Below are 16,037 nucleotides of genomic sequence, written 5' to 3' on the forward strand. Positions count from 1 at the left end.
TCCCATATAAATAAATCCACCTCGCTGTAAAAACCTATATAAAATCACATGGTTTCAGCGGTCCAAAATTATTCGAGTGCAAAACAAGCAAACTTCGCCAATCAAATCCTCGTCCTCTCCTTAATGCGGTTGGTTTATGCTTATTTATATGTTTTGTGCACTCATCTGAACAAATTATATGTTTTACGGATACCCTCCCGCCGCTGATTCAATCTTCACCCAACCAACCATTCTCCTCACCTCACTCTACCTGAGGGGAAATTCATTCCTCTTTGAAAGTATAAATATACATATATATGTATTAATGGCTATACCGAAGGTATAATATTCCGACTGCGCATCCTGCAGCGCGTACTGTCCTCATCGCGATCGAATGACAGGCTAAATACGGATCATTTGGCCTATCAAAAGTTGCACAAAATGATTGACTATCGCGGCTGCGTGAGGGAGCCTCTGCGCGAAAATACGGGGAACATAACAAATCATCATGTCGCCAGAACGCTTTAATGAATGCCTGCGGGTGATCCGCTGGACGCCAATCAATATTGCCTCTGCCTTGCAATGTGAACTCTCATGGATCGAGGCGCTGGAAGCCGGCAACGATACAGTTCCAGATGGCCTCGCAACATGGCTGGAAACGCTTGCGCAAGCCCATGAAGCATTACCACCGCCATCAACCTACAGAGGAAAACGGTCGACATTCTGATGCGGCCAACAGCTGAAAACCTTCACCAACAACCGGATTACGCAATATGAAACATGCCATCGCAATTCTCGGTCTAATCACCGTCTCAAGCCCGGCCTTCGCAGCATCGTGCGAGAAAAACTTCACAGTCTCAGGTGTGCCGATGGTCACGGCTGTCTCTTACAAATCCTTTCAGGAACTGCCGAAAGCCAAAGCACCCGCTGTCCTTCAAAAGCTCGCCCAAGCCGTCGCAGCAGAAGGTTTTTCAGGTATCCAGATCAACAAGGCACTGTCGTCAATCGATGCCCATCAGGAAACCAGCGGAAGCGGCAGAATTCAGACGCTGCGCGTTGTCGCCCGCCAGAAAGGCGCCGCTGTCCGGATCGATGCTGTTTTCAACATTCAGGCAGGACAGATCGCCGACAAGGACGTCATCCGCAAGGGCATCTGCGACATCATAAAAGGCGTGTAAGCCATGGCTTGAAGACACCCGCTACAACAGCACGAGCCTCGAAGCTGGCCTTGCAATCTCCGCAGCCGGCAACAGGCGGCGCGAAAGGAGCTAAGCGCCGCCTGCCGGGCTCTATCAGGACTTCATGTTCAGCAACTCAGGAAAATCGTAGTACCGCAGCCGCTTGTCACGGCAGCGGTAGTCATTCTTTGAGGCGTCCACGCTCACGTTGTGTTTTAAGGCTACGCCGATATACGACCAATTCGGATCGGCACGTTCCGCCGTCCGCGTGCAAAAAGCATAAATCCGCCTTTCAGGATCGAGCAGCACTACGCTCGAAATCTCGGCTTTCGTGAAATCTCCGGGTTTGATGGTTCCGCGCAATGCGTCCACGTAGTCACGTTTAATCGATTTGGACGGAGGGCGCTGCGAATCCAAAACCGATTGTGGTGCCGGAGTTTGGCAGCCAGTCAATGACATCGCGGCGGCACAGAGAAGTAAAGCTGTCCTCATTCAATTCAATCCCCAAAAGTCAAAGCACAACACGCACAGTGCACCCTGCAGCTATTGAGTTAAAATTGCGCAACACACACGTATCCACAGCCGAAAATAGAAAGGTCACGCTTCGATAGACCGGGCAATAACCATCAAACAGGTTGCGGCACGCTTTCGGCAGACGCCGGATCAGGCCTATTTCAACGCGCTGGCATCAATGATGGTGGCTGCATAATCGAGGCGGAAATCCACTTAGTGAAACGCCCGAAACTGTTCAAACAAACCGAGCCACCTCTAAACCGCCCGAATAAATCAACAGTATCGTCGCAAAGCAGCCGATCAACATAAAGGACTCTCGGCCCGAAGCTGCCGTACGTTGCGTCCTAGTCAAAAACTGCATGGATGTTGAAAAGCAGCCGATGGCTACTCCAAGTCTTCTTGAGCAAATTCATCGGTAACATGAATATCGATCATCTCAAGACGGCCCGGACCCATGTTTACATATTTGTGCGGTAAGTTGGCCGGTCCGAACACGATCTGACCCTCCCTAACGTCCAACTGCTGCTCCCCGACGGTAAAGAGCGCTCGTCCTTGCCGCACTATAAATACTTCATCATAAGGATGTTTGTGTAGCTTGGGGCCTCGGCCGATTTCGTCAGTGGTGTAAAACATGACCGAGACGTTTGCGCCAAATACGCTCCCTTCGAATTCGCCTTGCCATACGCTCTCTTTCTCGGCCCATTGAGCCCGCTCGAGGAGCACTGCTTTCTTTTGCATTGAAATTCCTCTGTTGGTCAGGCCGGCCGTTCAAGCCCAGACTAAACACCAAACATGCAGCAGCGCAAATGTCGTTAATTGATCGACCGTGACGCTGAGCGATCTGGGCGTATGACTACCGTTAGCGCGAAGCGGAAGACGCCTCTCAGCCATTAGCGGACAGTCGGAAGCGTGATTTCGTTTAGTTTGGAAAGCCCCGGATTAATGGCCAAATATTCGTCAAGTTGAGGATCTTCTTCGTAGCGAATTTGTTCATCCAAGATGTCAAAGTCCTTACCCAATTCGTGGCGTAAAAGCGCTAGTAACCTGTCTACATTTGCGTTGAAATGATCGCACAGCGACTGAGCCCAAAGGCTTGGATCGGGCGGATACAAAGGATTAAGATAGCCTGAGTGCTCGAAGTCCAGTCGATCTCTCAAATTTTGAGCTAAATGAGATAGCTCCACGCGCGCAGGTTGGCAATGTCGCCCTTCGAGATCAAAGAGCGACGCATCGACAGGCCCTAAACCGAGCCTGTCGCGTGTTGCAGTATCACCAGCCCACAGGCAGCCACCAGCACCATAATCGAAGAAGAATCTGAGAACACCGTTCGCCATGCCCAAGTCATAGCAGCCTCTCGAACAGCAACAAATCGCAATTAGCACAAATTTTGCTCGCGGCGACTGAATGACCGCTCTTGGCGGATACCGTTGGAAAACTCGCGCCAGTGGCTGCCGTGGTCAGATTGCTATTCGTCGATCCGTACGCGGGCCGCCTTCGATCACGATATGACGACCCTGCAACTCGACAAAGCGCCAATCCTCTTCAAGCGAGCCGTCTGGGAAAATTTGGAGGCGGTAATCGCCGGAGAGCAGCAAGTCAGCCCCACCAAGGTTGTCTGCATAGGCCGCTATAACGACGAGTTGCTCTGCGGTATTCACGAAGGACTTGGTTGTCTCGTCGTATCCTTTCAGAAGCGATGCAATCCTGATAAGTTGCAGGTTTCCCGATCTAGGATCGTGATCATCTACCTCTGTTCCTTCAACAGGACCGACAAAGCGATCCGATGTCCCCGTAAATACTGTATCCTTAGAAACCAGACGCCACGGGCATTGAATATGTAGTACGTAAGGACCGACAGTTCCTCGGCCTGAAGGATGCGGCTGAATCTCCCCAAAATGGAAAATCTTCATGTCCGCAGCGTTGCGGGCAATACTCAATGGCAACCCCACCAGTACCTGAAGGCAACTTTCTAAACGGATTTGACTATGGTTATGGGGCATCAAAATGAACTCGGCTAAATCAGAATTTTGTAGGACTTGGGCAGACCATTACACAGGATAAAGTTGAAATCCATCGACCTCACAATGCGGGTCTGCGTTCGGTCGCGATTTGGAAGATCGGCATTGCTGGCCCACCGATGTCGTGATTCAATCGTCGCATTGATTTGCGGAGGATTGAGCGATGATGGGATGCCGGACAGCTCCGGCGCAGCTCTTCTACGACTTCTACCTTGATGACCACGTCCCCCTCGACCACCTGTTGCGTGGGATCGACCGCCGTCTAGAGACGGCGCATCTGCCAGTATACGGAGGCAACCCGGCAGCTTGGGCTTGGGCGTTCCACCGTCTGCAGAGAGATGTGTCGTCTGGGCGTAAGCCAGACCAGTTGAGGAGTCGGAAATGATACAAGTGCGACCCGCCCGCGCCGGTGAAGAGGCAGAACTTGCTGAAGTCGGCCTAGCATCTTGGCGTAAAGGCATAAAGCCTCATGTGAATGATGCAGTTGCAGCACGGATCGAGGGCCAAAATCCATTTATTCCTTTTATTCGGCAACTCGGCCCGCAAATTCTTGTAGCAGAGTATCAGGGCAAGGCCGCAGGCATCGGTGCTTAGGAACACGGAGACAATCAGATCAGTGACATCTGGGTCGCGCCGGAATTTGAAGGACGAGGTGCAGGATCGCTCCTGATAAGGGCACTTGAACGACAAATTGCTGACCGAGGGTTTGCAGAAGCGTTCATTGATGTGACGGCAGCGAACGGGCGGGCCTTGGGACTTTATCGGCACCTGGGATACAGGGATGTGTGGCAGCGATCCGAGTTCGATCCGATACTGGAAGCAACTCTCGAAAAAATAAGATTGAAGAAGATATTTTTAGCGCTACTGAGAGGCGGGTTTTCTCCGCGTAGTCAGCTAGCGTTGTTCACCGGGAACGGTATGACTCCAGGCATCATTATTATCTCATCGACTTGAGCTGATATTGATGACGGCAGACGCCCCGACCTGAACAAAGGAATAATCGATTGCGCCCCGCTTCCACAGTGCGGTTACGCTATTTATCGCATCATTCTTGTCGAGATTGTCTGGTGCTCCAAGCCGCTCCGATAATGCATCCATGAAACCGGCAGGCCTTGGCGTGGTAAACGCGCATGCCTTACGTCCATCAGGACCAGCGGCAATCCAGAACGACAATAACTCCACTCCGCCTTCCCTCTCATGTCGCCAACCCACGAGATCAACAGAACCGCCATTATAACCGACGAAGTTGCGACGCCACTCCTCAATGTCGGCATTGGACAGACGCTGCCAGTCGAGTTTGTCGCCGTTCACCATCGCTTCTTGCACAGTGGACGCTTCACAGACGTCGAGAAGGCGGTCAAGCGTCGTATCCGCCGGCGTGGCCGCGGCTTCCCCGAAGCTCAAAAGTGCGGCAAAGTAGCTGATTGTCGATACCTTGAGGTACCGACGTCGGAACGTGCACGCTCCGTTTTTCATATCGTCACTCCGTTTTGGTCTCACCGCCATTTTGTTACGGTAGACAACCCCACGCCAATCGATCCCCCGAGAGTAGCAGACTGATCAACTTTTGCTTTCCGGCAATCTTCGCGCCGATAATCTTATTGTGCACAAACGGAACGCGACCACCAGATTTCTGCACCCGGTCACCAACCGTCCAAAAAAACAAGCCAACACGATGCAGGCCTCATGCTTTACTTCCGGAGAATACATCAACACCATGATAAAAATAGGAATAACTCAGATACTGTTCTGTACAACAGCACGCCTCTGTGTCCACGCGCCGTGATGCATCGGCGTCACAGCCTGGCGTCAACTTCGGGGCTTGAACCCCACCTTGAAGGTCTTCCATTGACGCCCTTCAGCCGTCCCGGCAACCTCATACCATGGCCCTGACCAACAGTTTCATTGCCGAACTCGTCCGTGACGCCAACCGGCTCGAGAACCTCGACGACTATTAGAAGCGCCGTATGCTCGAACGGGCCATCACAACAATTCGCGACATGCGCGAAACGATCGGAATTCCCTCCGGTCCCGGTCGCGACAGTGTCGTCGACATCCACACCGTGGCACTGTCGATCGAACACGGATGGCGCAGCGATGACAACGTGCGAAACGCCCAGCTGCACGCCACGATACCGAATAGGCGCTTTGACCTGAGTGAAAACGCAAGTCGTGCGGTAGATGTCTTTCAACTGACATGGGGGAGGATTTCCAAGTTCGGTACTCGCCAACTACGATCTCAACGCGGTCGTCTGGAACATCGATCCCATCCGCCAGAGCGTGTATCCCTCTCTACTATTTCGTTTGTGGTCGAAGGAGCGGACGACGGCGTTTCAGTCTGGCAGTTGCGGCCGTCTACAGTCTCCGCCTCGACGGCCTGAATGCAATGGTGTCGAAGCGAACCAGTGTCCACCCTCTCAATTGAAAACGAACCGGTCTGGCCTCGCTCCATTGACATCTGACAGCATAGTTATAATGTTTTTGAAAATTCATTATAACGGGATCGGGCGATGAAACAGATTGACCTCGTTTACAGAACGGCGTTCGCTGAACTGGCACAGCGGACATTCGATGCTCAGTTTCAGGCAGACTTTCCCCTCGAAGGCCGGTTTGTTGCCGTTCCGGTCAAGGGCCGCAATTACTGGTATTTTGATCTCCCTACTCCCGAGGGTAAGGACAAGAGACGCTATGTTGGCCCGCAGGATGACGTCGACATCACGGCTCGGGTGAAAGCCCACAGGCAAGTCAAAGACGACATCCGTGAACGGCGCAAGCTCGTCGGCATGCTGCTGCGAAGCGGTGGCATGTCCGCGCCGGATCGCTTCGCGGGTGAAGTGACCAAAGCACTCGCTGACGCCGGCCTATTCCGTCTGAGGGCACTCCTCGTCGGTTCTGTGGCTTTCAGCTGTTACTCAGGCCTCCTTGGCGTTCGTCTCCCTGGTACCTCTATGCAAACAGGCGATGCGGACTTCGCGCAGGACTTTGCGATCTCGGCGGAAGTCGAGGACAGCCTGCCTCCAATCCTAGATCTCCTGAGATCGATAGACAGCACGTTCAGGGCGGTCCCGCACCAGGCCGATAACGCGAAGGTGGTGGCCTTTTCGAATTCGGTAAACTACCGCGTCGAATTCCTGACGACCAACCGTGGATCGGATGACTACACGGGCAAGCCGTCCCCAATGCCTGCCCTTGGAGGCGCGTCTGCTGAAAACTTGCGGTTCCTGGACTTTCTGATCTACGAACCCGTAAGAACGGTACTGCTGCACCGGGAAGGCGTTAGCGTGAATATCCCCGCTCCCGAGCGGTATGCCATCCACAAGCTGATCGTTGCATCCAGGAGGCGCACGGATGCCCTCGGGCGAGCCAAGAGGGATAAGGACCTCGTACAGGTCTCGCTGCTGTCCGAGGCGCTTGTGGAGACGCGACAGAGCTATTTGCTTGCCGATGCCTACCGCGAAGCTTGGGCGCGCGGAGAGGCGTGGCAGGAAGCGATCCTGTCGGGCCTCGTATTAATGCCAGACAACGGCAAGCTCGCGTTGGCAAATGCCCTTGGTGTCACGGTAGACCGACTGGGTAAGGCGTAGGGACATGGAAGCAGAAAAGACAGCACATGCGACCCGGACCTCGCCAAAGATGCGGCGGGCGCTTTCATGGTCGTTGACGTCGCAGACCTGCAGCACGCCTCCGTTTTATGACTTCCCAGCAAAACGCACGCCTGTCCTGTTGCTCACTTCGGCGCTATGGGGGAGCGCGTTCCCGTTAGAACAGGCTGTGACCATCGCGTCCCATATACCGTTGCAGCGGTTGCCTGTTCCTGAGGCTTGCTGACCCATAAGCTACTCCATGACAGCGGGGGAAATCGTCGCTGACAATGTCGCTATAACCGGTTGTGGCGCATCGCTCACAACCCGACATCCAGAGTGACCGATTTAATCAGTTCAGCTTCATGAGCCCTGCCTGTGTCACCCGAAATCCGCAACTCTGATAGAATGAACACAGATGCGGTTCGAAGTCGACATGCAACCACTTCGCTCCGCGCTCTCGGGCCACATTTATGGATTCTACTACCATGCGAGTAGCGATACCTTTTCTTCGCATCTGGGGAATAACACAGGTGTCCAGGATAAAGGCGTGGACACCTCCATCCCATGCCACATTCCCCAAGCCGACCAGCCGATCTGAACCGCACCGGATTTGCCGGAGGCTCCGCCTTCTGAGAAAGTGGAGCCGATATGAGCAAGACAACGACAAGTTTTCACCTGAAGTCCTGGTGCTGGACCACGAGGCAGAGTATCCGTCGCGGGTGCTCGGTAGGATCACGCCTCCTCTTCACGAAGTGCAAAATGCCGGACGTTCTACGAGATGAACATTGCGACATCGCCCCAAGTCAGCATGAGCCGCCAGAGATAGATCTCGGCATTGATTGTCAGCACACATCGCTTGATGTGCAATGGTGTCGAAAGTTGCAGCAACGGAGCCTTATTCGGGCGGCTCCAAATGAGGGGATCACAAAAATTCGCTAGAATGACTATTCTTACGCGTTATGGTAGCAGTATGCGATGCAGGTTAGGGAGGTCGGCTGTGCTGAGAAGTTTATTTCTGTTGGCTGGTATAGTTTCAGCTGTTCCAGCGTTTGGACATTGCTTGACCCCAAAGGAAACCAAACAGGGCGTGCTCCTAACCAGAGAGCAACCATTCTTCTCCGTCTTCTACAAACCGACGCAATCAGGGTTAACCGAGCAGCGCCTGATGGCACGGCACGCTTCACTGGAGCCAATATCGGCGGAATATCTGCACCCCTTGCTCGTCACCAAACGGATCAGCGCGAAGGGCGTACAAGAGCTGACCTACTCGGATGCGACGACGCTCGACGATTTGCCACTAAAGGGAAATTGGCGCTCCGGTACAACGCTGTTCCTGAATGGTCAGAAAACGGTTGCGGGCACAATCACCATCACCTTCGAAAAATGGGCCGAGGAAACAATCGGATCATGCTCGTATCCGGTTTGGGTGGTGAAAGACCGCATGGAGCTGCAAGGACTGTCTCCGATAATCTTTGAACAATATTACTCTCCCAGCCTGAACCTCGTGCTTCGCTCGATTAGACTCGACCCGTCGGGACATCCTATTAGTGAAGTCCGATTTGACCGGTTTCAGATTGGTTGGAGCAACTGACACCTGGTTTCGAGCAGGCCTGTCAGCGTATCGATTGGAAGAGAATAGAATTCGAGAAAATCTCTATTGGCTTGAAAAGTCATATGACACCGATTTCGAGCTTGGTAAGATTGCTGGCAAGATCGCCGACGAAGGCAACGGTCAAACAATATGCCTCGGGCCTTCCCATCAAAAGAAGTTCGCAAAAAGCGAAGAAATTCAAGGTTGAGGGAATTGGCGAGTTCGACATTCGAAACTTCGCTGAGTTGTATAAAGTCGGTGCTTTTCGGTTGGGGGATCAACAAAGAATGAAAACGATCATTATCGCTGTAGGAACAGCCCTTTCTTTATCAAACACTGCTTTTGCGTTTGAACCGCGTATAGAAAGACTGATCGGTCAGTACGATGCCTATAACGATATTTGCCGTGGCTCATCTGGCGATGAAAAAGCCACGCGGTCTGCCTGCGATTCTCGCGGTGAGGTCTCGATGCTGCTGGGTCCTGAAGGCTTGTGCTACGGTAAGGACGGACAAGCCGGATAGCCTTGCGTGTTAGCCTAGCCGAATGCCAGCAAGAAGGACACATAGCTCCGCCTGTCGTTCGGTCCCGGTTTTACGCAGGATTGACCGAATGTGGGTACGAACCGTTTCATACTGAATTCCACAATGACCGGCGACGGTTCTAAGATCGGCACCGTCGGCAAGAAGCGCCGTAATTTTACATTCGGACGGCGTCAGCCCAAACAAATGATGAAGCACGTCATATGAAATGAGACGTTTATCACTCACATCCTCGAACAGCACCATTGCGTACGACCTGGCGAAAACGTCGCGCACATTTGCCCCAGCCCTTTCGATCCGCGCAAGCAACGGCCTCTTCTCACCACGGGTCAACGTCACGACTTCGCCGTGTGCCAGATCATTTGATCGAATGACCTTGTTCAGCGTCGTCTCAAAGACCACTGTCTCCCGTGACGACGCTGCCCTGATTTTTCCATGCGCTATTCTGACATCCCCGGTGAGAAGCGAATCCGCCTTCTGGTTAGCCGCTACCACATAACCACGATGGTCAAAGAAAACGCACGCAACATCTGCACGCTCAAACGCGGCCAGACGTCCTCTCATATCGCCAGCCGAAAACAGTGCCATGATCCGCGCAGACATCTGAAGGTGGGTTCTGAGATTAGCGAGGTGAACCCGGTCATCGTTCCCGAACCCGCCATCGCCGAGCCTGCGTTGCAGGACGAAAAACAAATCGTCCTCACCTGAGGAGAAATTGACGACTGCTGTATGCTGGAATCCATACTTCGCCATGAATTTATAGTATTCGAGATTATCCAGATCATCTTTACGAACGAAATCCTCCTCGAGGACAACTCCGTTACGCTTCATCAACGGTATGAATTTCGCCCGGTGGTCTCGCGTGTTCCAGCCGTCGTTTATATAGGCTTCCATGATCGAGGATAAACTCTCGGTGAAAAGAACACCTCCGACCGACCCGGAGCTTGCCGGTGCCATGACATTGATGCCGCCGGCGCCAGTTGCCTCCGCAATCTGCTCCAGAAGCGAGGGCCAACGCGAGGGCTCCAGCGCTGCATCCTGGAAACGATTCAGCAGATTATGAAAAACCGCGATATCAACCGGCATTTTCCCCCTCACCCACGAAAGTATATTAGTATAGCCAGAATACAACACCAGATCCAGAAGTTGTTTTCATGCATACTTGAACAAACACACTTGTCGAGCTGGAAGCCGCCCGTTTCTCATCCACCTCCCGAAGCCATCAACTGGAGCAGGTAGGTACGCCTTCCAGGCGCAACGGGCTTCTACGACGGTCCGGACCGATGTGCGCTCAATCGCCGGCAAGACACTCGTTGCTTTTCTCAGCCGTCTTATCGTCACCTAACGACATCAGTCAGCGTCTTGGAGCAAACCCGAACCCGATCAGCCAGACATACCCCAATTGGGGTACGCAAACCTTCGGCAAGCTCGATATTAAATTTGCCCTGTAATCAAACTGGAGCATTATCATTGCGTTACGTGTTGATGTGGGTCGGGCCTGACAGGCAAGAGCCCGTTTTCGAAACCGACGATATTTCACAGTGCATACTGTGGATCAGCAGGCAAACAGAAAATAACGCCGAATTTTCAGAGAACGATTATAACGTCATTGATCGGGATCTCGACGCGGACATTCCGCGCGCGACAAGTTTCCTGTAGCAAGAGGACGCTCCTTTAGCAGCAGCGAAAACACCATAACCCTCACAAAATACTTTTATAACAATCTCAATAGTCTGTATTTTAATAATAAAATACGTACTTAAACAAACTGCGAGTTCACCCCCCGCACATGGCTAGGACGAAGACTGCTCCTCTCCATGGTCCCGATGTGTTCGCAATATTGCGTCCGAGCATGATGATCCGCCTTCCGAGCCATCAGTCTTCTCTGTCGGTTGACACACCGGCTACCGCTCCCGAAGCCGGCCGATCACATCCACGCGGTCGCACGTCCCGGTGGCGGGTACGACATCCAATTTTTCACCAGCCATATATTTATCCTTAGGTCTTCCAAGCCTCACCGTCTGCATGCAGGAATGCGTAATGCCCTTTTGCTGGCGCTCGAAAACAATCGTGCCAAAACTGAAGGTCTCGTAGTGCGGCTCAAATAACGGTTCACCTCCGCGGCCCGAAACCTTGACTTGTTGATCCCATACTTCCTGAATTGTTGCGATGGAGTGAGGGAAATTACTGAAGCGCCACGCTCGTAGGCCCAGCACTAGAGCGCCGACGATAGCAAAGCAGCACACCATCAATACAGGCCACACAAACCTGAATGCGTCCAGCTTCGGATCGTTGTGCTGCCGATGTAGCATTGTGGTGAAAACTCGCGTCTCGTCAGCGGTTCGAACTTTGAAACAACAGGCGTCATGTCACGAAAGTTCGCCCGCTTACTGGCTATCGCTTTGGCACACCTGCATAGCGAAACAGGATGTCATCGTAGAACTGCTTCCTAAGCAGCACTTCGCGGTCAAAACATTTCGCACAGGGTTCCAAATCAGTGGTCGGATTATAGTCAGGTTGCATTTCATCGATCACGCATCGTCTCCTGAATTCGCCGGCACCGCTTTTGAACGCTGTGAGTAATTCGCTCAAGAATCCTCGTCGGATCGCTGGAGAGGGCGACGATATATCGTGCCACCTCATCGCATGCGACGCTGACCAGTTTTGCAAGCTCCTCAACCCGTTTCAGTGTCGATGCGCCGCTCAGTCCAATGTCATCAGCCAGCGCCTGCCAGTCGGCACGCCGCAGGTCAGGCACATGGAACCGACCGGAAATCCCCTGCGGCAGGCTCTGGTCGACCTGGTGATAAACGGCAGCGCACATCAGATCATAGAGTGGAGCCATCTTCGCGGACCCACCGGCACCAATCAGGATAGAGTAATTTTTGGCATGCGAATCCGAATTGCAGATCAGGACATTGAAGATCACCGCATCGAGAAGTTTCAACCGCTCGCCAGGCGAAACAAGATCGCTGACGGCATCAAACATCATCTTCATGGTCACGCCGCCGCCGGTCGAGGACCGCTCGTATTTCTGCGAGGGGAAGTAACCCGTTAACTGGCAAAGATCCTCCTGATGCAGCCTGCGGATCTCGCCTTGAGCGTCGGTAAAGCGATCATAGCGTTTCACGAGAAGATAACGTCGCTTGCCAGCTACTCCGATCGTCGCCTCGGCGGCATCCAGCCCGCAGGCACGCGCAAGCGACAGGCAAAAGGCTTCGTTCTCCACGCTCCCCGCAAGGCGTTTCGTATCCGGCTTGAGAATATGCGTCGATGGCGTCCCGTCGACCGGAACTGAAATACGGCCACTCCCCTCAACAAACACCGGCAGCTTCTCCTGAACGCCCGCCAGGGACATAGAAACACCGCGCTCTCCGACCAGAAAGGGTTTGGCAGGAAGTTCATTGAGAATACGCTCCAGCGCCTGCTCGTCCGGCACGGGCTGGAGGTTGACGCCAGCTTTCCGCGGCTCCCCGATCGACAGTGCCCCCGCCGTGTCACGTCCGATATGAGCAAGTAGACCGACAATATCTTGCGGGGAAACCTTGAGGCGCTGACCGATCTCGGCAAGATGGGTTTCCGGAAGCAGATTGGCAAGCCAGGGAAGCAGCTTTGCTGCACCGACGGATCCGGAACGCAGCGGCATGGTAAGCGACACCGGAAAGGCCGGGCGGCGTGCTTCCCAGCCCGGATCATAGTCCAACCTCCATTCGCCTTCAAAACTCAGATGGGCGACAGGTAAGGTCTCGTAGTAGATGGTTGTCATTGATCAGCACCAAACATCGGCAGAAAGCCGAGGTCATCGTCCGGCGCGGCTTGCACAGTCTGAACCGTCTTGAGATCGCCAAGATCGATTCCAACTGCGCGCGCGACGATCAGGGCTTTTTCGAGCTGGCAACTCGGCTTGCCCGATTCAAGCTCGACGATGAAGCGTTCCCCCGTTCCGGAACGGGCAGCAAGACCGGTTTGCGTCCAGCCAAGTGCTTTGCGTCTCTCCTTGATAGCAGCGCCGAAATCACGCGCGGACCTGAACATCGTCAACCTCCATCGTTTGACTTACCGTACAGGAAGTTTTCCAAAGAATCAAGGAATCACTTCCCGATCGGTAAGTCTTACACTTGATCGCGCCAGATCATCCTGATCGGGAACCTCTTTCGGATTGAGCCCGACAGGAGCAAGGTCTTTTCCTCGTCTCACGGCCCTATCGTTTCATCATCATTGTCCGATAAATTGCGACACCGGCAATTGCGATAATCTTCATATTTTACATCCGAACAATTACATAACTCTATGAGATTTGATTATAATATATCAAAACAATAGACGGCATAATCCATTTCGCCGCGCGTTCAGCCCTGATGCACTGTTATCACAGCAACACCGTAAAACCGCAGCCTGAAGCCCACGCTGCCAGGCCCTCTGTTGACGCCGCCTGGTCGACCCGGCAACCTCATACCATGACCCTGACCAACAGTTTCATTGCCGAACTCGTCCGTGACGCCAACAGGCTCGATTACCTGGACGATTACCAGAAACGACGTATGCTTGAACGGGCCGTCACAACCATCCGCGACATGCGCGAAACAATCGGTATTCCCTCCGGTCCCGGTCGCGACAGTGTCGTCGACATCCACACCGTCGCCCTGTCGATCGAACACGGATGGCGCAGCGATGACGACGTGCGAAACGCGCTGCTGCAGGCAGCCGGCATGATCCGCGACCTGCATATCGTGCTTGATAGCAAAACCGACATCAGCTTCGCCGAACCTGCCGGTTGACGCTCGGTGCCATCCTCCCATCGTCAATGGCACTTCGTACAGACGACAATCAGGTCACCAGCTCTAAGCTTTCATTAACCATACCTGACCACCCTCCTCCCACAGCAACGATGGAGGTTGGCTTTGGCTTACGACTGGAATCGCAATGAACGCGAAGGCATGTTTGATGAACTGGCGGCAGCCCTGATATTCTTCACAATCGTCAGCCTGCTTCTGGCGTCCGCTTATCTGGTAACAGGCCTTGCCGCATAGGCAGAATGCGTTTCGTGGTCTAGCCATCGCAGGGCGCTGAAGGCCAGGCGTCGATACAGTTTACCACAGACAGCTGCCGCGCCTCCAAAGCCCGCTCCAGCATCGTTCAAACAGCAATCCTGTCCCTCTCCTCCTGAAACCGCCGCGCCCGCGCCTTCGGGCCGCAGCAGGCGGATACGCGACTGCGGTTCAATCACAGACCAGTGCGGCTGGATCAGCTCGCGCAGCATGCGGCGCAGTTCCGGCCACGGGGTCTCTTCCTTGCAAAGCTCCGGATCATACATCACCAGCATGCAGTGAAGCTTGGCGGCAATGTCGTGGATATAATAGGGCTGAAGCGAAATCAGGACACGCCCGGCAATGCCCTCGAACCGGGCAAGATCCTGTGCCTTTGCCAGGCTCGCACTATAGCCGATACGACGGTCGGCGGCATTCCATGCCCGCCTCAGTCTCAGCAACTCCAGGCGCGCGCTCTCCGCAGCTTCAGAGCCGATCCGCGGCGCCAGTTCCCTGATCTCCTCGAAAGAAGACACCCTTCCGGGTGACGGACCACCATCATCGACGGCAACCACGACAGAAGGCCGACCGCCCGTCTCTTCGAGCAGTCGCGCCTCAAGCTCCCGGCATTCACGCTCGGCAGCAAGGCGCTGCTGATACATGTCGTACCAGTCAGGCCACAGCTCCCTGGCATGCACCGGTCCGGCAATCGTGCGCGGTGGAAGATCGTTGAGCAGCATTGGCAGAATTCGCGCAGCCAGCGGCAGAAGATTGCGCCGGTTGATCACGCTTGGCAGGTTGTCGACAAACGTCTCGTTCGGAAATGCATTTGCGCACGAAATTTTAGGTAAAGTTCTGCTATTCTCAGAATCAGCCATGATCCAAGCTCCAGATAGCTAGATTGTGGTCAGGTCGAGTCCGGCGGTAGGACGCCTGACTCGGCCGCCTGCGTGACGCAGGCACCCGAATAGTAACCGGAATTGATAGCGAAGCAATATTTTTCGCTAAATTATGGCGATTTTCATGTTTTCTGTTCAAGTCAGGATGGCGCGTGCCGCTTTAGGATGGGGAGTTGTCGAACTTGCGGAACATGCTGGAATATCGACAAACACCTTGGTCCGCCTTGAAAAAGGCGAGGATCTCAAGCAATCAACAATAGACAACATACGCTTTGTTTTAGAAAAAGCCGGCGTGAAGTTCGTAGACAACGAGGTCACGTTTGGTGTTCTCGTTAACAAAGACGATTACATTCCGTTGTCGTAGATTGCCTAGGTTCTGTTGACAAAGTAGCTTGAGTTGCTCGTTAAGAACTACTTTTCTGCGTCGGCCAAAAAGGCTTCGATGCTGACTTCGTGGAGCCTTTTACGCGCTTCTACAGAAGTCAGCCTGACGTCGGGATTTTCCTCTACCGCTCTTCCATACCAATATTTTGCGGCATGCAGGTCACCAATCTTCTCATAACACTCTCCCAACCGCTCCCCGAGATATCCGGCATCCAACGACTGGTCGCCATCTGCCATGAAAAGATAAATCTTGATCGCGTCCGCTGCCTTCCCAGTCGCAATCAGGTCTTTCGCTTTGTGCTCTAGATGATTGAAGTCATACAAG

22 protein-coding genes and 1 pseudogene are annotated in these 16,037 nt (G+C 53.5%); 11 read left to right on the forward strand and 12 right to left on the reverse strand.

Annotated features, from left to right (window positions below; all coding sequences use genetic code 11):
* The first annotated feature begins 487 nt into the window (after positions 1-487).
* Positions 488-706, forward strand: a complete 219-nt coding sequence (locus CRO62_RS03900; RefSeq protein ID WP_038493340.1) for a hypothetical protein — start codon at positions 488-490, stop codon at positions 704-706.
* Between the two features lie 46 nt (positions 707-752).
* Complete coding sequence (locus tag CRO62_RS03905) at positions 753-1,157, forward strand: hypothetical protein (protein ID WP_003518904.1); 405 nt, start codon at positions 753-755, stop codon at positions 1,155-1,157.
* Positions 1,158-1,271: 114 nt separating this feature from the next.
* On the opposite strand, the gene CRO62_RS03910 is transcribed toward CRO62_RS03905, so the two are convergent.
* The 4 genes from CRO62_RS03910 to CRO62_RS03930 all read right to left on the reverse strand — a co-directional run bounded on the left by CRO62_RS03910 (position 1,272) and on the right by CRO62_RS03930 (position 3,607).
* A complete protein-coding gene (locus CRO62_RS03910) occupies positions 1,272-1,649 on the reverse strand; it encodes a hypothetical protein (RefSeq protein ID WP_035253150.1) in 378 nt (125 codons plus the stop codon).
* 405 nt (positions 1,650-2,054) lie between these two features.
* A complete protein-coding gene (locus CRO62_RS03920) occupies positions 2,055-2,408 on the reverse strand; it encodes a cupin domain-containing protein (RefSeq protein WP_179784450.1) in 354 nt (117 codons plus the stop codon).
* A gap of 152 nt (positions 2,409-2,560) precedes the next feature.
* Positions 2,561-3,004: a hypothetical protein gene (locus CRO62_RS03925; RefSeq protein ID WP_097099292.1), complete on the reverse strand. Its 444-nt coding sequence runs from the start codon at positions 3,002-3,004 to the stop codon at positions 2,561-2,563.
* Positions 3,005-3,127: 123 nt separating this feature from the next.
* Positions 3,128-3,607 (reverse strand): hypothetical protein, encoded by a 480-nt coding sequence (locus CRO62_RS03930; RefSeq protein WP_323455466.1) that lies wholly within the window; start codon positions 3,605-3,607, stop codon positions 3,128-3,130.
* Positions 3,608-4,069: 462 nt separating this feature from the next.
* On the opposite strand from CRO62_RS03930, the gene CRO62_RS27565 reads away from it, so the two are divergent.
* Together CRO62_RS27565 and CRO62_RS27570 are read left to right on the forward strand one after the other, a co-directional pair.
* Positions 4,070-4,282 carry a hypothetical protein gene (locus CRO62_RS27565; protein ID WP_323455467.1) on the forward strand — a complete coding sequence of 71 codons (213 nt, stop codon included), beginning with the start codon at positions 4,070-4,072 and terminating at the stop codon, positions 4,280-4,282.
* An 18-nt stretch (positions 4,283-4,300) separates the two neighbouring features.
* The gene (locus CRO62_RS27570; RefSeq protein ID WP_323455492.1) at positions 4,301-4,642 is read left to right on the forward strand and encodes an N-acetyltransferase; all 342 of its coding nucleotides are present in this window, start codon (positions 4,301-4,303) and stop codon (positions 4,640-4,642) included.
* On the opposite strand, the gene CRO62_RS03945 is transcribed toward CRO62_RS27570, so the two are convergent.
* Positions 4,631-5,164, reverse strand: coding sequence for a hypothetical protein (locus CRO62_RS03945; RefSeq protein WP_097099295.1), 534 nt, complete (start codon positions 5,162-5,164; stop codon positions 4,631-4,633). The two genes, CRO62_RS27570 and CRO62_RS03945, sit on opposite strands and share 12 nt — an antisense overlap.
* Before the next feature lie 407 nt (positions 5,165-5,571).
* Between CRO62_RS03945 and CRO62_RS03950 the strand changes: the two are divergent.
* Together CRO62_RS03950 and CRO62_RS03955 are read left to right on the forward strand one after the other, a co-directional pair.
* Positions 5,572-5,817 (forward strand): annotated as a pseudogene (locus tag CRO62_RS03950) (hypothetical protein); the annotation flags it as partial.
* 381 nt (positions 5,818-6,198) lie between these two features.
* Entirely contained in the window at positions 6,199-7,272 is a 1,074-nt protein-coding gene (locus tag CRO62_RS03955) for a GSU2403 family nucleotidyltransferase fold protein (RefSeq protein WP_097099296.1), read from the forward strand.
* Positions 7,273-7,621: 349 nt separating this feature from the next.
* Here CRO62_RS03955 and CRO62_RS27785 read toward each other — a convergent pair whose 3' ends face one another.
* Positions 7,622-8,008, reverse strand: coding sequence for a GNAT family N-acetyltransferase (locus tag CRO62_RS27785; RefSeq protein ID WP_097099297.1), 387 nt, complete (start codon positions 8,006-8,008; stop codon positions 7,622-7,624).
* Between the two features lie 234 nt (positions 8,009-8,242).
* On the opposite strand from CRO62_RS27785, the gene CRO62_RS03965 reads away from it, so the two are divergent.
* Positions 8,243-8,863, forward strand: a complete 621-nt coding sequence (locus CRO62_RS03965) for a hypothetical protein (protein WP_097100368.1) — start codon at positions 8,243-8,245, stop codon at positions 8,861-8,863.
* Complete coding sequence (locus tag CRO62_RS03970; protein ID WP_143539380.1) at positions 8,851-9,384, forward strand: hypothetical protein; 534 nt, start codon at positions 8,851-8,853, stop codon at positions 9,382-9,384. Before CRO62_RS03965 ends, CRO62_RS03970 begins: the two co-directional genes overlap by 13 nt.
* Before the next feature lie 9 nt (positions 9,385-9,393).
* Here the strand turns inward: CRO62_RS03970 and CRO62_RS03975 are convergent, their stop codons facing one another.
* From CRO62_RS03975 to CRO62_RS03990, 4 genes are all read right to left on the reverse strand, one after another.
* Positions 9,394-10,488 (reverse strand): helix-turn-helix transcriptional regulator, encoded by a 1,095-nt coding sequence (locus tag CRO62_RS03975; RefSeq protein WP_097099299.1) that lies wholly within the window; start codon positions 10,486-10,488, stop codon positions 9,394-9,396.
* A gap of 818 nt (positions 10,489-11,306) precedes the next feature.
* Positions 11,307-11,714, reverse strand: a complete 408-nt coding sequence (locus CRO62_RS03980) for a hypothetical protein (protein WP_323455468.1) — start codon at positions 11,712-11,714, stop codon at positions 11,307-11,309.
* 212 nt (positions 11,715-11,926) lie between these two features.
* Positions 11,927-13,168, reverse strand: coding sequence for a type II toxin-antitoxin system HipA family toxin (locus CRO62_RS03985; RefSeq protein ID WP_097099300.1), 1,242 nt, complete (start codon positions 13,166-13,168; stop codon positions 11,927-11,929).
* Positions 13,165-13,437 carry a helix-turn-helix domain-containing protein gene (locus CRO62_RS03990; protein WP_097099301.1) on the reverse strand — a complete coding sequence of 91 codons (273 nt, stop codon included), beginning with the start codon at positions 13,435-13,437 and terminating at the stop codon, positions 13,165-13,167. Before CRO62_RS03990 ends, CRO62_RS03985 begins: the two co-directional genes overlap by 4 nt.
* Before the next feature lie 422 nt (positions 13,438-13,859).
* Here CRO62_RS03990 and CRO62_RS03995 point away from each other — a divergent pair, with 422 nt between their 5' ends.
* Both CRO62_RS03995 and CRO62_RS27580 read left to right on the forward strand, forming a co-directional pair.
* Positions 13,860-14,180 carry a hypothetical protein gene (locus tag CRO62_RS03995; RefSeq protein WP_097099302.1) on the forward strand — a complete coding sequence of 107 codons (321 nt, stop codon included), beginning with the start codon at positions 13,860-13,862 and terminating at the stop codon, positions 14,178-14,180.
* Positions 14,181-14,303: 123 nt separating this feature from the next.
* Entirely contained in the window at positions 14,304-14,432 is a 129-nt protein-coding gene (locus CRO62_RS27580; protein ID WP_272448182.1) for a hypothetical protein, read from the forward strand.
* On the opposite strand, the gene CRO62_RS04000 is transcribed toward CRO62_RS27580, so the two are convergent.
* On the reverse strand, positions 14,405-15,307 hold the full coding sequence (locus CRO62_RS04000; RefSeq protein ID WP_097099303.1) for a hypothetical protein: 903 nt from the start codon (positions 15,305-15,307) through the stop codon (positions 14,405-14,407). The genes CRO62_RS27580 and CRO62_RS04000 overlap by 28 nt on opposite strands.
* A gap of 145 nt (positions 15,308-15,452) precedes the next feature.
* On the opposite strand from CRO62_RS04000, the gene CRO62_RS04005 reads away from it, so the two are divergent.
* Entirely contained in the window at positions 15,453-15,692 is a 240-nt protein-coding gene (locus CRO62_RS04005) for a helix-turn-helix domain-containing protein (RefSeq protein ID WP_210201850.1), read from the forward strand.
* 47 nt (positions 15,693-15,739) lie between these two features.
* Here the strand turns inward: CRO62_RS04005 and CRO62_RS04010 are convergent, their stop codons facing one another.
* Positions 15,740-16,036, reverse strand: coding sequence for a hypothetical protein (locus CRO62_RS04010; protein ID WP_323455469.1), 297 nt, complete (start codon positions 16,034-16,036; stop codon positions 15,740-15,742).
* Position 16,037 lies beyond the last annotated feature (1 nt).

This window comes from Rhizobium sp. AN6A, assembly GCF_900215635.1.
Taxonomy (GTDB): Bacteria; Pseudomonadota; Alphaproteobacteria; order Rhizobiales; family Rhizobiaceae; genus Agrobacterium; species Agrobacterium tumefaciens.

What these genes read in the sequence shown, in the direction of transcription:
- CRO62_RS03990 (WP_097099301.1), bottom strand. Translation starts at nt 13,437, where the DNA reads ATGTTCAGGTCCGCGCGTGATTTCGGCGCTGCTATCAAGGAGAGACGC.
- CRO62_RS03905 (WP_003518904.1), top strand. Translation starts at nt 753, where the DNA reads ATGAAACATGCCATCGCAATTCTCGGTCTAATCACCGTCTCAAGCCCG.
- CRO62_RS03980 (WP_323455468.1), bottom strand. Translation starts at nt 11,714, where the DNA reads ATGCTACATCGGCAGCACAACGATCCGAAGCTGGACGCATTCAGGTTT.
- CRO62_RS27565 (WP_323455467.1), top strand. Translation starts at nt 4,070, where the DNA reads ATGATACAAGTGCGACCCGCCCGCGCCGGTGAAGAGGCAGAACTTGCT.
- CRO62_RS03985 (WP_097099300.1), bottom strand. Translation starts at nt 13,168, where the DNA reads ATGACAACCATCTACTACGAGACCTTACCTGTCGCCCATCTGAGTTTT.
- CRO62_RS03925 (WP_097099292.1), bottom strand. Translation starts at nt 3,004, where the DNA reads ATGGCGAACGGTGTTCTCAGATTCTTCTTCGATTATGGTGCTGGTGGC.
- CRO62_RS04005 (WP_210201850.1), top strand. Translation starts at nt 15,453, where the DNA reads ATGTTTTCTGTTCAAGTCAGGATGGCGCGTGCCGCTTTAGGATGGGGA.
- CRO62_RS04000 (WP_097099303.1), bottom strand. Translation starts at nt 15,307, where the DNA reads ATGGCTGATTCTGAGAATAGCAGAACTTTACCTAAAATTTCGTGCGCA.
- CRO62_RS03995 (WP_097099302.1), top strand. Translation starts at nt 13,860, where the DNA reads ATGACCCTGACCAACAGTTTCATTGCCGAACTCGTCCGTGACGCCAAC.
- CRO62_RS03945 (WP_097099295.1), bottom strand. Translation starts at nt 5,164, where the DNA reads ATGAAAAACGGAGCGTGCACGTTCCGACGTCGGTACCTCAAGGTATCG.
- CRO62_RS03910 (WP_035253150.1), bottom strand. Translation starts at nt 1,649, where the DNA reads ATGAGGACAGCTTTACTTCTCTGTGCCGCCGCGATGTCATTGACTGGC.
- CRO62_RS03920 (WP_179784450.1), bottom strand. Translation starts at nt 2,408, where the DNA reads ATGCAAAAGAAAGCAGTGCTCCTCGAGCGGGCTCAATGGGCCGAGAAA.
- CRO62_RS03975 (WP_097099299.1), bottom strand. Translation starts at nt 10,488, where the DNA reads ATGCCGGTTGATATCGCGGTTTTTCATAATCTGCTGAATCGTTTCCAG.
- CRO62_RS03955 (WP_097099296.1), top strand. Translation starts at nt 6,199, where the DNA reads ATGAAACAGATTGACCTCGTTTACAGAACGGCGTTCGCTGAACTGGCA.
- CRO62_RS03900 (WP_038493340.1), top strand. Translation starts at nt 488, where the DNA reads ATGTCGCCAGAACGCTTTAATGAATGCCTGCGGGTGATCCGCTGGACG.
- CRO62_RS03965 (WP_097100368.1), top strand. Translation starts at nt 8,243, where the DNA reads ATGCGATGCAGGTTAGGGAGGTCGGCTGTGCTGAGAAGTTTATTTCTG.